The 17,298-nt window shown below is 27.0% G+C and carries 19 protein-coding genes and 1 pseudogene; 4 read left to right on the top strand and 16 right to left on the bottom strand.

Annotated features, from left to right (window positions below; all coding sequences use genetic code 11):
- Window positions 1-9: 9 nt before the first annotated feature.
- The 8 genes from AS160_RS04105 to AS160_RS04070 all read right to left on the bottom strand — a co-directional run bounded on the left by AS160_RS04105 (window position 10) and on the right by AS160_RS04070 (window position 6,164).
- Window positions 10-408, bottom strand: coding sequence for a hypothetical protein (locus AS160_RS04105; RefSeq protein ID WP_206528079.1), 399 nt, complete (start codon window positions 406-408; stop codon window positions 10-12).
- Between the two features lie 13 nt (window positions 409-421).
- Window positions 422-1,306 carry a glycine betaine ABC transporter substrate-binding protein gene (locus AS160_RS04100; protein WP_165145278.1) on the bottom strand — a complete coding sequence of 295 codons (885 nt, stop codon included), beginning with the start codon at window positions 1,304-1,306 and terminating at the stop codon, window positions 422-424.
- Between the two features lie 12 nt (window positions 1,307-1,318).
- Entirely contained in the window at window positions 1,319-1,966 is a 648-nt protein-coding gene (locus tag AS160_RS04095) for an ABC transporter permease (RefSeq protein ID WP_165145275.1), read from the bottom strand.
- A gap of 1 nt (window position 1,967) precedes the next feature.
- Window positions 1,968-3,005, bottom strand: coding sequence for an ABC transporter ATP-binding protein (locus AS160_RS04090; protein ID WP_165145272.1), 1,038 nt, complete (start codon window positions 3,003-3,005; stop codon window positions 1,968-1,970).
- Between the two features lie 11 nt (window positions 3,006-3,016).
- A complete protein-coding gene (locus tag AS160_RS04085; RefSeq protein ID WP_165145269.1) occupies window positions 3,017-3,676 on the bottom strand; it encodes an ABC transporter permease in 660 nt (219 codons plus the stop codon).
- Between the two features lie 73 nt (window positions 3,677-3,749).
- Window positions 3,750-4,355: a serine O-acetyltransferase EpsC gene (gene epsC, locus AS160_RS04080; RefSeq protein ID WP_206528078.1), complete on the bottom strand. Its 606-nt coding sequence runs from the start codon at window positions 4,353-4,355 to the stop codon at window positions 3,750-3,752.
- 121 nt (window positions 4,356-4,476) lie between these two features.
- On the bottom strand, window positions 4,477-5,436 hold the full coding sequence (locus AS160_RS04075) for a SufD family Fe-S cluster assembly protein (protein WP_165145266.1): 960 nt from the start codon (window positions 5,434-5,436) through the stop codon (window positions 4,477-4,479).
- Window positions 5,433-6,164, bottom strand: coding sequence for an ATP-binding cassette domain-containing protein (locus AS160_RS04070; protein ID WP_165145263.1), 732 nt, complete (start codon window positions 6,162-6,164; stop codon window positions 5,433-5,435). Before AS160_RS04070 ends, AS160_RS04075 begins: the two co-directional genes overlap by 4 nt.
- A gap of 144 nt (window positions 6,165-6,308) precedes the next feature.
- Between AS160_RS04070 and AS160_RS04065 the strand changes: the two genes are divergently transcribed.
- Window positions 6,309-7,004 (top strand): SprT family zinc-dependent metalloprotease, encoded by a 696-nt coding sequence (locus AS160_RS04065; protein WP_165145260.1) that lies wholly within the window; start codon window positions 6,309-6,311, stop codon window positions 7,002-7,004.
- Between the two features lie 10 nt (window positions 7,005-7,014).
- Window positions 7,015-8,112, top strand: coding sequence for an alanyl-tRNA editing protein (locus AS160_RS04060; RefSeq protein WP_165145257.1), 1,098 nt, complete (start codon window positions 7,015-7,017; stop codon window positions 8,110-8,112).
- A gap of 46 nt (window positions 8,113-8,158) precedes the next feature.
- Here the strand turns inward: AS160_RS04060 and AS160_RS04055 are convergent, their stop codons facing one another.
- From AS160_RS04055 to AS160_RS11460, 6 genes are read right to left on the bottom strand one after another with little or no spacing between them, the layout of a single operon-like run.
- Window positions 8,159-8,782 carry an N-glycosylase/DNA lyase gene (locus AS160_RS04055; RefSeq protein ID WP_165145254.1) on the bottom strand — a complete coding sequence of 208 codons (624 nt, stop codon included), beginning with the start codon at window positions 8,780-8,782 and terminating at the stop codon, window positions 8,159-8,161.
- Between the two features lie 9 nt (window positions 8,783-8,791).
- A complete protein-coding gene (locus AS160_RS04050) occupies window positions 8,792-9,460 on the bottom strand; it encodes a DUF554 domain-containing protein (RefSeq protein WP_206528077.1) in 669 nt (222 codons plus the stop codon).
- Between the two features lie 4 nt (window positions 9,461-9,464).
- A complete protein-coding gene (locus AS160_RS04045; protein WP_165145248.1) occupies window positions 9,465-10,385 on the bottom strand; it encodes a diacylglycerol kinase family protein in 921 nt (306 codons plus the stop codon).
- 52 nt (window positions 10,386-10,437) lie between these two features.
- The gene (locus tag AS160_RS11235) at window positions 10,438-10,680 is read right to left on the bottom strand and encodes a hypothetical protein (protein ID WP_206528076.1); all 243 of its coding nucleotides are present in this window, start codon (window positions 10,678-10,680) and stop codon (window positions 10,438-10,440) included.
- 36 nt (window positions 10,681-10,716) lie between these two features.
- Window positions 10,717-11,391, bottom strand: coding sequence for an RNA-guided endonuclease IscB (gene iscB / locus AS160_RS11230; RefSeq protein ID WP_206528075.1), 675 nt, complete (start codon window positions 11,389-11,391; stop codon window positions 10,717-10,719).
- A complete protein-coding gene (locus AS160_RS11460) occupies window positions 11,339-11,626 on the bottom strand; it encodes an RRXRR domain-containing protein (protein ID WP_206528074.1) in 288 nt (95 codons plus the stop codon). The genes iscB and AS160_RS11460 overlap by 53 nt, the downstream gene beginning before the upstream one ends.
- 423 nt (window positions 11,627-12,049) lie before the next feature.
- Here AS160_RS11460 and AS160_RS04035 point away from each other — a divergent pair.
- Window positions 12,050-13,318, top strand: a pseudogene (locus tag AS160_RS04035) (IS1182 family transposase).
- Between the two features lie 100 nt (window positions 13,319-13,418).
- On the opposite strand, the gene AS160_RS04030 reads toward AS160_RS04035, so the two are convergent.
- Entirely contained in the window at window positions 13,419-14,060 is a 642-nt protein-coding gene (locus AS160_RS04030; RefSeq protein WP_165145245.1) for an anaerobic ribonucleoside-triphosphate reductase activating protein, read from the bottom strand.
- A 4-nt stretch (window positions 14,061-14,064) separates the two neighbouring features.
- Entirely contained in the window at window positions 14,065-15,939 is a 1,875-nt protein-coding gene (locus tag AS160_RS04025; protein WP_165145242.1) for a ribonucleoside triphosphate reductase, read from the bottom strand.
- Window positions 15,940-16,156: 217 nt separating this feature from the next.
- On the opposite strand from AS160_RS04025, the gene AS160_RS04020 reads away from it, so the two are divergent.
- On the top strand, window positions 16,157-17,293 hold the full coding sequence (locus AS160_RS04020; protein WP_165145239.1) for an amidohydrolase: 1,137 nt from the start codon (window positions 16,157-16,159) through the stop codon (window positions 17,291-17,293).
- Window positions 17,294-17,298 lie beyond the last annotated feature (5 nt).

Below are 17,298 nucleotides of genomic sequence, written 5' to 3'. Positions count from 1 at the left end.
AAATCCCCCCTATAATAACCATGGATTAATTAAATGAATCAATAAAAGGATTATCAATAAAAATCCTAAATATCTATGCCATTTAACCCATAATTTTTTAAATATTTCCATTTTACCTAACAAATAAATTGAAAACATTAAAACAATGCTTAACCATAATATCATACCGGTATGCAAATATAGATTACCATTTAAAGCTAAATAACCATGAATAATACCAGTTAATATTAATAATATACCAGATAATTTATGATATTTCTTTAATATTCTCATTATTAAAACTATGTATTTTGAGATTTTAGATTTTTTATCTAAATTTTTATATATTCTTCTAGTAGCAAATAATGATAAATTAAACACTAATAAAAAAACATTAATCCAACCTAATAATTCAATTATTTCTTGCACGAAATTACCTCCATTATTTAATTAGTCCTAATCCTTTTAAATAATTTTTTGCAACAATTTCTGGCTCCATTCCCATAACATCAACTAAATAATTTAATCTAATTATTATATTTTCATTTAAATAAAGAGTTAAAGGTTTTAAAATTTCTTTTATTTCTGGATATTTATTTAACACTTCTTCTCTAACTAATACTGCAGGATTGTATAATGGGAAAAAACTTTTATCATCGTTTAAAACTGTTAAATTATATTTTAAAAGTTTTGCATCAGTAGAATATACCATAGCTACATCAATTTTTCCTGAAGATACAGCTTCATATGTCAAACCAGCTTCCATAGTTTTCACATAGTTTTTAGGAATATTCATTCCATAAGCCTTTGCCATTGCAAAAAATCCATCTGCTCTTTCATAAAATTCTGGATTAACCCCAAATATAACCTTATTGCCATCATTTACAAATTTTGCTAAATCCGAAAGAGTTCTAAGATTACTTTTTTCTGCAAACTCGTTTTTAACAGCCATTGCATAAGTATCATTAAATGGAATCATGTTTATCCAAACAATTTTGTTTTTTTCATAATCTAATTTCGCTACTTCATTAAATAATTCATATGGATCGTATATATTTTTTGTTTGTTTAAAATATGCAGCCCATGCTGTTCCTGTATATTCAGAATAAATATCAACCTGGCCGTTTTCTATAGCCGCCCTTAATGGAAATGAAGTTAAACCAAATTTTTCCTCTACTTTAAAACCTGCATTTTTTAAGAGTTGTGAAATCATGTTAGCTATAACATAGCCTTCTGTAAACATTTTAGAGCCAACAACAACAGTCTTTGCAGCAAAAATATTAAAACTCAAAACAATTAACAACAAAAAAACACCTAATTTCTTCATAATATTACCCCCTTAAAATTCTGAAATTAAACCTCTTGATACAAATTTTTTTTCTAATATACCTAATATAGTATCTATAAAAATTGCTAATATTGAAACTGGTAAAACACCTGCTAAAATAATAGGAGCATTATAATGAGATAATCCCGTAAAAATAATTACTCCTAATCCTCCTCCACCAATAACTGAAGCCACTGTAGCAGTTGCTATATTAATTATTGCTGAATTCCTTATCCCGGAAAAAATTGCCGGTAATGCTATTGGGATTTCTACTTTATACAAAATATCTTTTTCATCCATTCCCATACCTTTTGCAATTTCAATTATTTTTGGATTTATGCCAACTATACCAGATGTCGTATTAAATATTATCGGGACTAAACCATATAAAAACAATGCTGTAATAGCTGTTATTTTTCCTATTCCCATAAATAAAAATATTAATGCAATTACTGCAATGCTTGGTACAGATTGTGTAATACCTGTTATTGAAAGAGCTATATTAGTATATTTTCTTCTTTTTTCTCGAGTTATAAATACGCCAATAAAAACTCCAACAATTACTGATAAAGTCCATGAAATAGAAAATATCATTAAATGCTCTAAAGTTCTTTCAATAATTATGTCGAAATTACTTATCATATAAGAAAAAATGTACATTTTAATCCCCCATTAACGAATCATATTTTAATATTCCAATTACCTTGTTTTCTTTTAAAACAGGTAAAAAATGAATATTATTTTTAAACATAATATTTAATCCTTCTAAAACACTATCATTATAATTTATATATTCTTCCCTTAATTTATATCTATTGTTATTAATATCATTTTTAGTTAAAAAACCACGATAGCTATCGCTAAAAAAAATATAACAAGATTTTTTATTTTCAGTAATATCGTTTAGAGATTTAATAATTTTAAAATCATCAGTTATTACTTTTTCAGCTTTTACAAATTCTAAAAAATTCAATTCAGCGCTTTTTCCTAATAATTCTTTTACAAATTCATTTTTAGGTTTTTTTATTATATTTAAAGTTTTATCATATTGTACTAGTTTCCCGTTATTAAAAATAGCAATTTTATCTCCTAATTTAATAGCTTCTCTAATGTCATGAGTAACAAAAACTATTGTTTTTTTCAATTTATTTTGTATGTCTAAAAAAACATCTTGTAATACTTCTCTATTTATTGGATCAATAGCGCCAAATGGTTCATCCATTAATAATATTTTAGGATCTGCTGCTAATGCTCTAGCAACTCCAATCCTTTGTCTTTGACCGCCTGATAATTCTGTAGGATATTTATTTATAACCTCTTCATAATTTAAATTTACTAATTCAATAAGTTCTTTTACCCTATTTTCAATCTTTTTCTTTTTCCATCCTAAAAGCTTTGGAACAACTGCTATATTATCAAAAACATTATAATGAGGGAATAATCCAATTTCTTGAATAACATATCCTATTTTTCGTCTTAACTGAATTTTGTCAATACTATCAATTGAAACACCATCAAATAATATATCCCCTGAAGTTCTCTCTATTAGTTTATTTATTAATTTTAATGTTGTAGTCTTTCCACAACCAGATGGCCCTATTAATACAGTTATTTTTCCATCTTCTATTAATAAATCAAGATCTTTAACTGCATATTTTTCATTATATTTTTTTGATATGTTTTTAAGTTCAATAGCCATAATTTCCTCCATCAAGTATTTCTTATTTTTAATCCTTTTGGAGTTATTATTTCTTCGATTTTAAGCATTAAATAATTTAAGCCAATTCCAAGTAGGGCTAATAATATAACTCCTGTAATAATCATTTCATATCTTCCCCTACTTAAACCAGCAAAAATAAAATACCCTAAACCACCTGCAGCTATATAGTATCCTATAGTTGCAACTCCAACTCCCATTACTACTGAATTTCTAATTCCAGACATAATGATAGGGATAGAAAGAGGTATTTTTATTTTAAATAATATTTGTATCTCTGTCATTCCCATTCCTCTTGCAGACTCTATAATACTTTTATCCAATGTATAAATAGCAACTAAGGTATTTCTTATCATAGGAAGAAGTGAATATATTATTAAAGCTATAATTGCGGGAGGTTTTCCTAAACCCATATGAAAAGGCCCAAGAAGAATAACCATTATACCAAATAATGCTGGGCTAGGAATAGTCATCAATATTCCAGCTATATACAATACTACTTTAGAAATATTTTTATTTTTAGAAATAAAGAGTCCTATTCCGACTCCTATAATAATAGCAAATGGCAATGCAGTTCCTATTATGCGAAGATGGTTTATTAACTCTTTTATAATTTTCTCATAATTATATGATAAATATTCTATATAATTCATAATATCACCTTAATTTTTTTATACTATATTATAACAAAAAAATAAAATTATTTCAATTATGTAAATTAAATATTTATATAACAAAATCATAATTATGTGTGATGTCATATATTTGATACCTATCATATTCAAAGTTTTTAATTTTAGCAGGGATTCCTGCTACTAAGCAATTAGATGGAACATTTTCTAAGACTACAGAATTAGCCGCCACAACAGAATTATCGCCAATATATATATCTCCTAAAATTTTTGCCCCAGTTCCTAAAATGACATTTTCACCAATATCTGGATGTCTTTTACCTTTTTTTATATGTTTAGCTCCCAAAGTTACTTGATGATAAATTAATGTTCCTTTTCCTACTTTTGCGGTTGATCCAATTACTATACCAATCCCATGATCTATAACTATACCAGGTGATAGTTCGGCTGATGGATGTATATCCATTGAGTATAAAATTTTACTAATCATATATAATAAATATGATATAGGATAAATTTTATATTTGTGAAAAAAGTGATATATTCTATATAAAACAAGACCATGAAAAGCAGTATTAAATAATATTATACCTAATTTTCTATTAGAAGCAGGGTCTTTTTTTAAATACTCATCTAAATCTAAATTTAAATCAATAAATATTTTAAATAAGTCTTTAAAAAAACTTATAATTATATTCATAAAATCACCTCATTTCGGATTATTTTTATCAAATATATTATAACATAAATTAGATAAAAATAGTCATATTTAAATTAAAATTATGTAAAAAAAACGCAGCCTTAAGCCGCGCTTTGAATAATTATTTTAAAATACCTTTAATAATTAATTCAGTAGCTTCGTCTTCATTAAGACCTTTTGCCATTAATGTTTCTAATTGTTGTGGATTAACTCTTCCTACAGATGCTTCGTGAGTTAATTCGGATAGATCATTATTTACTCTTAATATAGGTATTGTACTTACATTTACATTTGTACCTTTACTAATTTCAGTACATTCAATATGCCCTTTTGAATAGGGGGCATTTCCATATGCTTCATTTATAACTTCAGCTTTTGTAGAATCTTGAGCAAATATATAAGTTTTAGCAATACCTGAAGAATTTTCTCCATTTAAATTAACTATTTCTCGTATTTCTAAGTCATCATCATTTTTACCCCATACTTTTGATTCAAGTAAAGCTTTAGAATTTTCATCTAAATCTACAGTCATATTAATTTTCAATTTACCAGCTCTTGATCTTGTTAATTTAAATCTACTATCAAATACAGAATTTTTATTTACTTTTGTATAATAATATGTTTCTAAAAAAATTCCATCTTTCTCATTATGAAAATGTTCATCTTCTAAAAATACTACAGAATTTTCTCCGATTATCATTTTAGATTCCATTTTATGATGTATTTTGCCATATGGGAAAGAACAATGAGATAAAAATCTTACGTCGCAATTATTTCCGATTTTATATTTTGCATTAATGTATTGTTCGCCTTGTCTTTTTAAAAATCCAACACACATATGAATAGGTTTATCTAATTTAACATTATCATGAATAATCATTTCATAATCAACTATTCCATCTTCAGATTTATTAACAATAATGTCTATACCTTCAACAGTATTTTTTCCTAATATTTTATCACCACTAATAATAATAGAAACTATATCTTTACTTAATAATTTACTTACATCTCCCCCAGCTTGTTCATATGCTTTTTCAATCATCTCAAACTCTTTAGCGTAATTTTTTTCTATATTCATAGTTTCACCCCATTAAATTCTACTGGAACATTAATATGAGAACAATTATCACATGTTGTTTTATACACTTCAGAAACTTTTTTAGGATTCCCTGCTGCTTTAATTTTTCCTGAGCATATTAAAAATGCTTCATCAGCAATTTCAGCAATTTCTTCTCTGTGGGTTATACTTAAAACTGTTCCACCGTTTGCTGTAATTATTTTAAATATTCTTTCAATCATAATATTTGACATCATATCAATACCTGAATCCGGCTCATCAAAAATTGCAAATTTAGGTTTTAATATTATCAATGATGCTAATTCTATTCTTTTTCTCTCTCCTCCAGATAATGTTTTATCGACATTTCTATGTAAATAAAAAGGATTTAAACCAACTAAATTTAATATTTCTATTAATTCATTTTCACTTAAATCAATTCTTTTTCCAAGAGTTAAATATTCTTTTACACCTAACCCTTCAAATCTAGCAGGTTCTTGCCAAGCCATTGTTATTCCTAATTTTGCTCTTTCAGTGACACTCATATTTGTTATGTTTTGACCTTCAAAATAAATTTTACCTCCATGATTATATCCATCTAATCCCATTATTATCCTTGCTAATGTTGATTTACCAACACCATTATTACCTAAAACAGCATATATTTTACTTTTTCCAAAAGAATATGAAATATCTTCTAGGATTTTTCTTGAACCAGTTTTAAAATTAATATTTTTAAGTTCTAGCATATAAGTTCCTCCCTGTTATAGTCTAAATTATTTTATCAAAAAAATGTAAATTTTATTTCCATAAAAAATTTTCATAATAAGATTTTGTAAAAAAAATATTAATATGCTATAATTTTGTTATATTTTGTATAAGTAGGGGTGTTTATGAATATTTTAAAAACGAAATACTTTGATATAAATTATAAAATAATTAAATCAAATAGAAACACAATATCTATTATTATAGAAAATACTGGAAATGTAATAGTAAGAGCTCCAAAATTTTTATCGGATTTTGAAATAAAAAAATTTGTTTTTGATAAAAGTGATTGGATAATTTCTAAATTATTAAATTTAAAAACGATAGAAAATAAAAAATATCTTGATGGAGAAAGATTTCTATTTTTAGGGAAGTATTATAAATTAATTACTATTGAAGGAAATTACGGCATTGGAATTCAAGATGACTATATATATATATCTTTAAAAAAAGAATTTTTTGATAATATAGAATTAAAAAAAGAAATGATATATAAATGGTATAAAAAAGAAGCAAAGAAAATAATCTTAGATAGATTAGATTATTATTCAAAAATAATGAATTTAAAGTATGGGAAAGTTACAATTAGAGATCAAAAAACACGATGGGGAAGTTGTTCTTCAAAAAATAATTTAAGTTTTAATTTTAGAATAGTAATGGCTCCTATAAGAAAATTAGATTATATTGTTGTTCATGAATTATCACATATAATATATAAACATCATCAAAAAGAATTTTGGAATTATGTTTCTAAATATTGTAATGATTATTTAGAATCTAGAGTATGGTTTAAAGAAAATGGATATAAACTAGTATTGTAGGAGGTGTAAAATGATAAAAATTATAGAGACAAAAAAAGAAAAAAAGAATATTTATGCAATTTCAGAAGAATCACCGTTTTATCCTGATGGTAAAGGCGGTCAATTAGGAGATAGAGGTAAAATTGGAGATGCTAATGTTTTATTTGTAGAATATAAAAATAGTAAGTATTATCATTTAATTGATAAAGAGATTTCCCCAGGTGAATATGAATATAATATAGATTCGAATAGAAGATTTGACATAGCTCAACAACACACGGCACAACATATTATTTCAGCTGCATTTGAACAAATTGCTGATTTGAATACTGTTGGGTTTAGGGTGGGAGAAGAATATACTACAATTGATTTAGATTATAATTCCGTGAAATATATCGATGAGGCTGAACGTATTTCAAATGAAATTATTCAAAAACATATTCAAATTGAAGAAATATTTACTACAATAGATAAGATACATGAATATAATTTAAGAAACCAATTAAGTGAAAAAGTTAAAGGTCAAGTTAGGTTAATTAAAATAGGTGATTTCGATATTAATCCTTGTGGCGGATTTCATGTAAAAAATACAGGAGAAATTGGATTAATAAAGATTATAGATAAAGAAAAAATTAAAGGTAATCTTATAAGATATTACTTTGTTGCTGGCAATAGGGCAATAAAAGATTATGAAAATAGGATTGAAATTACAAAAGAAATTTCTAATATGCTAACTTCAAAAATTGAAGATACTCCAAAAAGATTAGAAGAAACTATAAATAAAATGAAAGAATATAAGTCTAAATATGAAAAATTAAATGAAAAATATGCAGAAATTATTGCAAGTGATATATTAAGAAATGCAGAGGTTATTAATGATATTAAATTGATATATTTAGATACTAGTGATGAGTATGTTTTATATTTACCAAAATTTTTACCTATGGATGAAATTCTATATGTAGTTAAAAATAATAACAGATTAGAAATTTCTTCTGGTAAAGTTAATTGTAAGGATTTAATAAATAATATTAAACAATACAACCCAGAAATTAAAGGTGGCGGAGGAATAAATAGAGGAAGTATAATAGGGGACATATCTATAGAAGATATTAAAAAATATTTATAAATAAAAAATTATGATAAGTAAAAATCAGCCTGGTAATGGCTGATTTTTACTTATCAACACTTTTTTTAACTAAATACCATAGATATAAATCTAATTTGCCTATAGGTTCTTTAAAATGTTCTTCTAATACCTTTAATCGTTTTTCATAATCTAAATATCTATTTTTTGTCCATCCTTTTGGAATCGAATCAATTAGATTATTTTCAACCATTAATCTTAATATATGTTTATCAAGTATAGCAACTTCACCATAACCCACATTTCTCAAAAAATGGCTTGATTCTTTCCAACCAATACCTTTTATATTTTTTACTAGAAATTCTCTAACTTGGTAATATGGTAAAACAAATAAATGCTTAATTGTTCTAACAACCCATCTGTTAGAAACAATATATTGAGCTCTTGCTCTAGGGAATCTATGTCCAACTTTTCTCAATGCATATTCTAATTCATCTAATTCTAATTCAACAAATCCATCAGGGCCAATCTCTTTTTGAGCTTTCATGCCACCTTTTGCACTCCAATTGGCTGTTAAAACGCAAAAGCATAACTCTGAAAATAATTCTTTCTCATTTCCATTTTTACCTAGATTTATGAATTCTTGCCATCTCTCTTCAACTAAAGGTCTTGCTTCATCATATATACTTTCAATATCTTTAATTAATTTCATTGTTTCACCTCACTTAAATAAAGATACAATCCAAACTAAAATAGGGGATAATAATAATGCTGGTAGAAAGTTTCCTACTTTAGTGTCCTTTATTTCTAATATTTTTAGTCCAATTCCTAATACCATTATACCACCAATTGCTACTAAATCATTTAAATAAATTTCATTTGTTAAAAAAGATAATTGTGAAGCTAATAATACAATACTTCCTTGAACAAGTAAAACAGAACCAGCGGATACCATAACTCCTAAGCCGTATATAGAAGATAATACTGTAGATGAAATACCATCTAGTAGGGATTTTGTGTATATCAATGTCCCGTCATTTGTTAAACCTGCATTTATTGAACCAATTATAGTTAATGGTCCAACAAGAAATAATATTGAAGACATAACAAACCCAGTTGAGAAATCACCTTCTTGCATATTATCGCCTATTTTTTTAAGAAATCCTTCTATATCAAGTAATTCTCCAATTAATCCTCCTAATGCCATTGAACTTAATACAATTAAGAAATTATTTGCAGACATAGACATATTTATACCTATGCCTAATGTTGTTAATCCAACAGCATAAAATAATATGTTTTTTAATTTATCAGGTATTCCTTTTTTTGCTAATATTCCTAATAAACTTCCCATTACAACAGCAAGAGCATTAACAATAGTTGGTATCATATTATCACTCTCCAAATACATTTAATGATTTTTTATATATTTTAAACTCAAATGGACTATGTCCTAAATGTTCTCCGTCTACTTCTAAATAAATTTTTTCATGAGAAGTTAATTTTATATTTTTAGCTTTATATTGTTTCACCCATTTTAATTCAACAAAAGAACCATCAAAAAGTTTTTTAATATGCCTTATTACTTGAAATCTTGGCACATCTCTTATAATAATAATATCAAATAATCCATCATTTGGTATCGCATTAGGTAACATTTTCATTCCGCCACCACTATATTTACAAATTCCAACAGCCATAGTAAATATTTTTTCTTTAATTATTTTTCCATTAATATTTATTTCAGCCTTTTGATATTTATATTTAAATAATGTTGTTAAAAGATTTAAAAGATATGAAAAAGCTCCGCTTTTATTTTTATCTTTTGATATATTGGTATTTTTTACCACTATAGCATCAAAAAACATTCCCGCTATATTCATGAAATATCTTTCTTTTTTTTCATTATTTTCGTAATATATAACCTTTCCAACGTCTTGTGTAATAATATTTCCTTTTTTTAAAACTTCTATCGCTTGTACATAATCACTTGGAATTCCAATGGTTTTACCCCAATCATTTCCAGTTCCAGTAGGTATAATTCCTAAAATAATATCTTTTGGGTTAACATAATCTTGATTAAAAATACCATTTACGATTTCATTTGCTGTGCCATCTCCGCCTACTCCTATGATCTTTTTATACCCTTTTTTAATAGCTTCTATTGTAATATTATATGCATCCATTTTGCCTTTAGTTAATTTATACTCAAACTCAAAATCATTATTTTCTAAAATTTCTCTAATTTTTGGCCATAATTTAATAGCTTTTGAACCAGAAGAGTGTGGATTAACTATGATATAATACTTTTTCATCAATCTACGAGCGTGGATACTCAAACCTCTATAGGTGGGAGAGGAAACGCTCTTACCTCCTTTCTAACATTAAAGTTTTTGTTTTTTCTAAAACTTTCAATTTTTGCCACTTGGCTGATGAATGAATTTTTTCTCCACTCAAGGTACGTATGTCAAAATACCCAGAGCTTCTTAATCCATATATTACGCCAATACGATTTTTAAAACGTACTCTATCAAATCTTCTAAATCCCTTAACTTCTTTTACCGTATTTATCGGTCTAATACCATCTTTAATTGGATTAGCTTTGTGCAATGAACGATTTTGCTTTCTGAAAAATTTACCATAGTATCAACGGTCTAATTTTTTAATAAAATTATTTCCTCCAGAAATGACAAAAGCATCGTTCCTATGTGTTTTCTCCAATCCTATTTCTATTCTTTTAGATTTTGTAGCACTACCATATGTTATACCAACATCATATTTTTGTTTTAAGTGGTTCACAATGAACCAGACTATTGTTGAAACATGACTCGCATCTTTTAGGATTTTAATTTTCTTAAGTCTGATACTTGAAATTTTAAGTTTATCTTCATGAATAGCTTTGTGGTCTTCTGCAGTTAAAACTATTAAATTGGAAGGATTATCAGTTCCGCCTTGGCTTCTTGGTATGACGTGATGTACTTCCAATATACCTTTTTTACCTGATGTCTCAGATTTGTATCCTGCACGCCACAAACAGTACTCTCTAACATCCCAAAAACCTTTTTGCTGACCTTCTTGATATTCTTTACCTTTAACATCAGGATTAACTATTTTGTGTGTATCAAACGGTGCTATTTCAACCACAACTTTTTTGACTGGTAGTATCTTTGCTATGAAGTTAATAATTTTTATATGTGCATTAACTTTCCATTGTATATTTGGAGCAAGCCAATCTTCACGCCTGCGTCTATTTAGAAACCGTGGTTTTCTATATCTTCTTTTGCGGTATCTTCTTGTTCTTCTGTACTCCTTTCTTTTCATCAACAACTTCTTTATATTCTTGTCTGAGTTCAATTTCAGTACTAAATAGCTCTTGTTTTTTCGTTATTGCTGAAATACCAACTGTTTTTGAACCAATATCAACACCGACTGTAACTTGTTGTGTATAGTATGTAGTTTCGTATAATAACTGAATTGTGAATGGTTCTCTTCTAACAACTTTAGCAAGACCTTGTTTTAAGAGCCTCCTAACTTTTCCATATCTTTTAGTTGGCATTAGTGTTTTACCATCCCTTGAAATTACATGAACCATATGAGGTAAGCCTCATTTATTTGGAGTTAGGTGCTCATCCCCAATGTTAGACTGGCTTGCCATGTCTGCCGCACTATCCCTACCACTCAGGATTGTTTAATGACAGACAACAGAGCCTGGAACTTGAGCAGCATCCCAGGGTGTTATGACCAGACTAACGTAGCCCGATAGGAAGATTAACTTCCCCTGGCTGAGGGTAGTCAACTATGGCTTTTACAAGCCACCACCTCTATAGGTTGGCGGTAATTGACTGATATCCTCCATTCATTGTTTATATATATTTTACCATAAAAAATAGGACTTTCGGCCTATTACAGACTGTTAACAAAATCCGCTTCTAAGGGTAAAATTAGATTAGAAGCGGATTTTCTTTTTTGTGGTGAAGACATGATTAATGTAAGAAAGGGAGATAAGAGAAAACAATTGATGATAGCAATAGACGATTTAGTTCCAGAGGATCATTTAGTAAGAAAGATAGAAAAAGAAAAAATTCATAAGAGAAAATTCATATATGATTTAGTAAAAGATAAATATAGTTTAAAAGACCAAGCGTTGATCCAGTGGTGTTAATAAAGATAGTATTAATACAATATATATTTGGAATAAGGTCAATGAGACAAACAATAAAGGAAATAGATATTTGCATATAGATGGTTTTTAGGATATGGTTAAACACGCATTTCTCAACATTTAGTAAGAATTATGATTTTTTAAGGGAACAGATTATAGATATTTAAACATATAAGCTATAAAACATAAGTTAATAAATGCAGATGAAATATTCATAGATTCTACCCAAAGCAAATGCTAACAAAAAGAAATACGAAAAGCCAATAGAATTATCAGTAAAATCATATAAAGAAAAATTAGAAGAAGAAATTGTATAGAAAAAATAATGGTAAAAAAAATTAAAACCTAAAAAAGAAGAAACAATAACAAAAGAAGTAAAGATAAGCACAATGACAGTGGCATGTTGAATAAACAAGGTAAAGAAAAAATGTTTGCATATTCCTATCATCATGTGATAGGAATGGTTTTGTATGTAAAAGTAACAGGAGTAAATAAACACGATAGAGAAGTATTAGAAGAAACAATGAAAAATATAAACAAAAAAACCAAATAGTGTAGCTATAGATGCTGGATATAAAAAAATTAAAATCATTATTTGAACAAGGAATAACACCTATTGTGCCATATACTAGACCAATGGGGAAAAAAGGAGACATAAGAAAAAAAGAATTTAAATATAATAAAGAGAAAAATGTATATATTTGTCTATTAAATATTCAACTACAAATAGAAATGGATATCAAATCCAATAGTATGTAAAACATGTTCATTAATAGATAAATGCACACAATCAAAAGATAAAATAAAAAGGATATTTAGTTATGAAGATGAAGTATAAAAAGCGAATAAAATAAGGCTAAGTGAATACGGGAAAAAATATATTCATTAAGAAAACAAACAATAGAAAGAGTATTTGCTAAAAAGCATTCAATGAAAACATTAAGAGGTCACGAAAGAGTGACAAATGAATCGTATATGGTATATACAGCCATGAATATCAAAAAAATGGTAATGTGGCTGTGTAAGAAAATAAAAAACAATGGAAAATCTTTTGTTTTTTATTCAATATTAAATTCAAAAAATTAAAAAAACATACCAAAATTCTTCTTAAATTCAATAAAAATACCACATCCTGCATTTTTTGGGATGGGATTTGTATTTAATCTGAAATAGGCCTTTCGGCCTATTATCTAAGAATTAGTTTTTTAAAATTCAAATTTTCTTTATTTTTTATCTCATAGATTTCCGTGGAATTAGCTATAGTTATATACCCTTTCTCATTATCTAATAATAAATCTTCAAAAAATTCTACATCCTCATCACTTGATAATCCAGGAACATATGTCATTCTAAATTCGTGTTCAACATCTGAACATCTTAATATTTCTATAGTTTCATATATATTATTCCAATATTCTTTTGGTACATTTATTAACTTATAATAATTTTCTGGTTTAGCTTTAATATCCATAGCTATATAATCAATTAATTTTTTTTCAATTAATTCTTTTATCATTATATAATTTGTCCCGTTAGTATCAAGTTTTATTAAATACCCCAATTTTTTTATTTTAGAAATAAATTCAGGTAAATCTTTATGAATAGTTGGCTCTCCGCCAGTAATACACACAGCACTTACTCTTTTTTTTAAATCTTTTAATTTATTTATAATATTTTCCTCTGGAATAATATTATATTCATTTGAATATGCAATTTTCCAATTATGACACCACTCACATCTAAAATTGCATCCTCCAGTATATACTACAGCAGATATCTTCTTTGGGAAATCGACAAAACTAAATGTTCTAATTCCAGCTAATAGCATAATCTTAACTCCTTAAGATTTTATCATTAATTTTAAATTTTATTCTTTCAATATATTCTTGTTGTTTTCCATCATTCCAATTTTGAACAGGTCTATAGTATCCAACAACTCTTGAATATACTTCTGTTTTTTTCCCGCAATATGGACATTCAAAATATTCTCCAGAAATATAACCATGTTCAGGACAAATTGAAAATGTTGGAGTAATGCTCATGTAAGGTAGAGAATAATTTTTAAAACTAAACTTAATAAATTCTTTTAAAGTTTCTGCATCTGTGATTTTTTCACCTATAAAAATATGAATTACTGTACCACCTGTCCATTTGTTTTGTAATCCTTCCTGATGATCAAGTAAATCAAATGGATCTTCAAAATGATTTACAGGAGGATGTACAGAATTAGTATAATATGGTTTTTCATTTGAACCTGAATGTTTAATGTTATCTCCAAATTCTTTTTTATCTATTCTAGCCAATCTATGTGATGTTCCTTCAGCAGGAGATGCTTCTAAATTGTATAAATTTCCAGTTTCTTTATTAAATACATTTAATTTATTTAGCATATAATCCATTATTTCTTGAGCAAATGTTTTTCCTTCAATATTTACAATTCCATCTTCAATACCAAAGTTTAATAATCCTTCATGCATTCCTACAAAACCAATAGTAGAAAAATGATTAGCCCAATATTGTCCTGTTAGTTTATAAACATTATCAAGGTATACTTTGGTATATGGGTATAAACCTTGCTTTGTCCATTCTTCTACATATATCCTTTTTATTTCAAGGCTTTCTTTTGCTAAATTCATGACTTCATCAAGTAAATGATAAAATTTATTTTTATCTCCTTTAGATAAATACATTAATCTTGGCATATTTATTGTAACTACACCAATCGACCCTGTTAATGGATTAGAACCAAACAATCCTCCTCTTCTTTTAATTTCAGTATTTTCATTTTCTTTTTTGTCTTCATTAATAAATCCAAATGAAAGTTGTTGCATATGGTTTATTACTTGTCTATTATCTAATTTTAATCGACAACACATAGATCTTGCGTCTTCAGGGTTCATATCTGAATTAATATAATTAGCAAAATAAGGAGTTCCATATTTCATAGTCATTATCATTATCATTGTTGCAACGTCACTGTTCCAATCAAAATCCTTTGTAATATTATATGTTGGAATAGGGAATGAAAAAGGTCTTCCGTCAAAGTCTCCTTCGAGCATTACTTCAATAAAAGCTTTATTAATCATATCCATTTCTTTTTGGAAATCACAATATTTATCATTCTTTTCTTTTCCGCCTATAATAACTTTTTTGTTCTTATGAGTTGAAGGGACAGTTAAATCCATTGTGATATTGCTAAATGGAGATTGAAATCCAACTCGTGTTGGAACATTCATATTAAAAATAAATTCTTGTATTGATTGTTTAACTTGATTATAATTTAAATTATCATATTTTATAAAAGGAGCTAATAAAGTGTCAAAATTAGAAAAAGCTACAGCTCCTGCTGCTTCACCTTGCATTGTATATAAAAAATTAACAATTTGACCTAAAGCAGTTCTAAAATGTTTTGCAGGTCCGGAAGCAACTTTGCCTGGAACGCCGTTAAACCCTTTTCTTAAAAGCTCTTCTAAATCCCAACCAACACAATATGCAGATAATGCTCCTAAATCATGAATATGCATAAATCCATTTTTATGATATTCGCTTATTTTTTTATTATGTTTATCATAAATTTCATTTAGCCAAAATCTTTTAGTTATTTCTTGATGAATGTGATTATTTAAACCTTGAAGTGAATATTGCATATTAGAATTTTCTCGAACTTTCCAATCGTTGTTATTAATATAATCATAAATTAAATCCATAGTTTTCCCTCCTAAAAAAACTTTTAACACGATATATTGTATCATGATATTATATTAAATACAATATGTCGTATAATGGACAATTTAAGTAGAAAAAACTCAAATTCAATATTCAAAAAAATTAGACCTAAATGTTAAAAGTTGTATAAAATTAATTTGCTTTACGAATTATATTATGATATAATTTGTATGAAATTATTATAAAGGGGGAAAAATTATGAAAATACTTTTTAAAAACGCAAATATTTATCCTATTACATCTGAACCTTTTAAAGGAGATTTATTAATTGAAAATGGTAAAATAAAAAAACTTGGTAAAAATATTAAAGTTAAGGCAGACGAAATAATTGATGTAGAAGGAAAGTTTATTTTTCCAGGATTTGTTGACGCTCATTCTCATATAGGTGTTTTTGAAGAAGGTGTTGGTGAAGGTTATTATCAAGATGGAAATGAAATGACTGATCCAAATACTGCACAAGTAAGAGTAATAGATGCTTTTTATCCAGAGGATGCTGCTATAAAAAGGGCTTTAGAAGGTGGAGTTACAACAGTAATGGTTGTTCCTGGAAGTGCTAATCCTATAGGAGGACAAGGCGCAATTTTGAAATTTAAATCCAAAATAGTAGATGAAATGATTATTAAAGAGCCTGCTGGATTAAAAATGGCTATGGGTGAAAACCCAAAAAGAGTGTACGGTTCACAAAAAAAGTTACCTTCAACAAGACTTGGTAGTGTAGCTGTAATAAGAGAATATTTTTTAAAGGTTAAAAATTATATGAAAAAGAAAGAAAATGGAGAATTTAATGATTTTGATTTAAAAATGGAAATAGGAGAAAAAGTTTTAAAAAGAGAAATACCCGCAAGAATCCATGCCCATAGAGCTGATGATATAATTACCGCTATTAGATTATCAGAAGAATTCGGTTTTGATTTGGTAATTGAGCATGCAACTGAAGCTTATAAAGTTGCAGATTATATAAAAGAAAAGAATATTCCGTTAGTGTTAGGACCTTTATTTGGATTTAGAACAAAATTAGAATTAAAAGATTTGTCTTTTGAAGTTTTAAGAATAATTAATGAAAAAGGTATTTTAGCAGGATTAATGTGTGATCATCCGGTTCTACATCTTGAACATGCTAATGTACAGGCTGCACTTGGTATGAGATATGGAGCAAAAGAAGAGGATCTAATTAAAATGTTAACTATAAACCCAGCAAAGATATTAAAAATAGATGATAGAGTTGGTTCTTTAGAACCTGGAAAAGATGCAGATATTGCCATATGGAATTATCATCCATTTGATATCAGAGCAAAAGCTGAAAGTGTTTATATAGAAGGTAAAAAAGTATTATAATCACT

The sequence above is a fragment of the Marinitoga sp. 38H-ov genome (assembly GCF_011057715.1).
Lineage (GTDB): Bacteria > Thermotogota > Thermotogae > Petrotogales > Petrotogaceae > Marinitoga.
Note: the sequence above shows the minus strand (reverse complement) of the source record. Positions and strands in the feature narration are given on the sequence as shown.